Raw genomic sequence first — 2,743 nt, forward strand, 5'->3', positions numbered from 1 at the left:
GTGCCACACGGTGGCGGGGGGGGTGTGGGGGGGCGCGCGGGGTGCGGGTGTGGGGGGCGCGGTGGGGGGGTGCGGGCCCCCACAGCGGGGCGCCCGCCGCGGGGCGGGGGCGCTCCAGCGACGCGGGGGCGCTACAGCGACGCTATGACGCGGTCCGCCAGGATGTAGACGTTCTCCTCGCCGCACGCGAACGTCAGGGCGTACGCGCCCGAGACGCCCGAGCCGCCCAGCAGGACCGGCGTCTCGCCCGCGCGCAGGGCCGCGGCCAGCCGCTCCGCGGTCTCGCGGTGGCCCGGCGTCATGCAGAGCGTCGTCCCGTCCGTGAAGACGTAGACGTCGAGGGTGCCGAGCGGGCCCGGGCGGACGTCCGCCAGTTCGGTACGGGACTCGGCGAGTTCCTCCAGGCAGGCCACCGTGCGTTCGTGGTCGTTCCCGACGGGTGACTGGACCGGTACGAAGTCCGGGTGCGAGGGATGGCGGCGGCGGGCGGCGGCCAGTTCGGGGGAGTCCCCGGCGACGCCACCCTGCACGAAGTCCTTGGGCGTGAACTCCTCGGCGTCCAGGTCGGGCTCGGTGACCGTCTCCAGGTACTCCAGCCCCGCGAAGTCCGAGGCACGGGCCGTGAACAGTTCGCTGTCGCTCAGACCCAGCAGCGAGGGCGCGTCCGAGGCGTCACGTGCCTCCTGGGCGGCCCAGAACGCCCGGGCCTCGGCGAGCTCCCGCTCCCGCTCCTCGGCGAGCGCCTCGGTCACCGCGGCGCGTATCTCGTCGGTGTCCGCGGCCGAGCGGGCTGCGGGCACGAGACCGCGCGCGGCTCCGGCGCGGTTCTCGGCGAGTTCGTGCTGCAAGGCTGCGACCTGCCGGCGCAGACCCAGCAGGGTGCGCAGAACGGCGACGCCCACGGCCGCGGTCGCGGCGGTGGTGAGCAGCAAAGCAATCGGCATGGCGCTCACTGACGTACTCCCGGTTCAAAGTCGACCCCCGACTTCCTACATCAGCTTGAAGGGCGGACTACCGAGCTGTCAGTGCGTAACGTCACGAATAGGACAGGGCTTTGGGCCTCGGGTTTGCCTGCGCAACGGCTCTGACCTGCGTAAATCGCTCTCCAGAGGGAGATAGGTCACATCTTGGGGGGGATTGGATCACAAAACGGCCCGGAGTCCCGGTGATGACCGGGTTCCGGGCCAATTCGGTCACGCTGGGTCCAACCGCGGTCACCCGTACGGATGGTGTGCGGTCCCGTCGTGTTGATCGTGGATCGGCTGGTTCGGCTTGTTCGGTTGGATCAGCTGGATCAGCTGAGGCGTTCGATGACCATCGCCATGCCCTGGCCGCCGCCGACGCACATCGTCTCCAGGCCGAACTGCTTGTCGTGGAACTGGAGGGAGTTGATGAGCGTGCCGGTGATGCGGGCGCCGGTCATGCCGAAGGGGTGGCCGACGGCGATGGCGCCGCCGTTCACGTTCAGCTTGTCCAGCGGTATGTCCAGGTCCCGGTAGGAGGGGATCACCTGGGCGGCGAAGGCCTCGTTGATCTCGAACAGGTCGATGTCGTCGACGGTGAGGCCGGCGCGCCCGAGCGCCTGCCTGCTCGCCTCGACCGGGCCGAGGCCCATGATCTCGGGGGAGAGGCCGGTGACGCCGGTGGACACGATCCGGGCGAGCGGGGTGAGACCGAGCTCGCGGGCCTTCGTGTCGGACATGATCACGAGGGCCGCGGCGCCGTCGTTGAGGGGGCAGCAGTTTCCGGCGGTGACGAGCCCGTCCGGGCGGAAGACGGGCTTGAGGCCCTGCACGCCCTCCAGGGTGACGCCAGCGCGCGGGCCGTCGTCCTTGCTGACGACCGTGCCGTCGGGGGTCGTGACCGGGGTGATCTCGCGCTCCCAGAAGCCGTTCTTGATGGCTTCCTCGGCGAGGTTCTGCGAGCGGACGCCGAACTCGTCCATGTCCTGGCGGGTGACGCCCTTGATGCGGGCCAGGTTCTCGGCGGTCTGGCCCATCGCGATGTACGCGTCCGGGACGAGGCCGTCCTCGCGCGGGTCGTGCCAGGTCGAGCCCTCGGACTTGGCGACGGCGTCGGTGCGGGCCTCGGCCTCCGCGAAGAAGGGGTTGCGCGTGTCGGGCAGGGAGTCGGAGTTGCCCTTGGTGAAGCGGGAGACCAGCTCGACGCCGGCGGAGATGAAGACGTCGCCCTCGCCGGCCTTGATGGCGTGCAGGGCCATGCGGCTGGTCTGGAGGGACGAGGAACAGTAGCGGGTGATCGTGCAGCCCGGCAGGTGGTCCATGCCCATCTGCACGGCGACGATGCGGCCGAGGTTGTTGCCCTGCTCGCCGCCGGGGAGGCCGCAGCCGAGCATCAGGTCGTCGATGTCCGTGGGGTCCAGCTCGGGGACCTTGGCGAGGGCGGCCTGGATGATCGTGGCGGTCAGGTCGTCGGGGCGGACGTCCTTCAGGGAGCCCTTGAAGGCGCGGCCGATCGGGGAGCGGGCGGCTGAGACGATCACGGCTTCGGGCATCACGGCTCCATGGGCACGAGGGGATGACGGGCGGGACTGCTTGGGAAGTTACCCGTCCGTACCTGTCAGGTCACCGGTCCGGCCGTGTGACTCCGGCCGCACTTTTCTAAGCGCTTGCTTTTTTGACCGGCAGGGTTCTCGCCCCCGCCGCCCGTAGCCGACCCGTCCCTGGGGGCTCCGCCCCCAGACCCCCGCCAGGGGCGCTGCGCCCCCTGGACCCCCGCCATC

2 protein-coding genes are annotated in these 2,743 nt (G+C 70.8%); both read right to left on the reverse strand.

The window, feature by feature from the left end; translation table 11 throughout:
• Positions 1-131 precede the first annotated feature (131 nt).
• The gene (locus tag ACFV2J_RS42465; protein ID WP_385097281.1) at positions 132-944 is read right to left on the reverse strand and encodes a hypothetical protein; all 813 of its coding nucleotides are present in this window, start codon (positions 942-944) and stop codon (positions 132-134) included.
• 350 nt (positions 945-1,294) lie between these two features.
• The gene (locus ACFV2J_RS42470) at positions 1,295-2,515 is read right to left on the reverse strand and encodes an acetyl-CoA C-acetyltransferase (RefSeq protein ID WP_385097278.1); all 1,221 of its coding nucleotides are present in this window, start codon (positions 2,513-2,515) and stop codon (positions 1,295-1,297) included.
• Positions 2,516-2,743: the final 228 nt, after the last annotated feature.

It is taken from the genome of Streptomyces sp. NPDC059668, from assembly GCF_042734135.1.
Classification (GTDB): Bacteria; Actinomycetota; Actinomycetes; order Streptomycetales; family Streptomycetaceae; genus Streptomyces.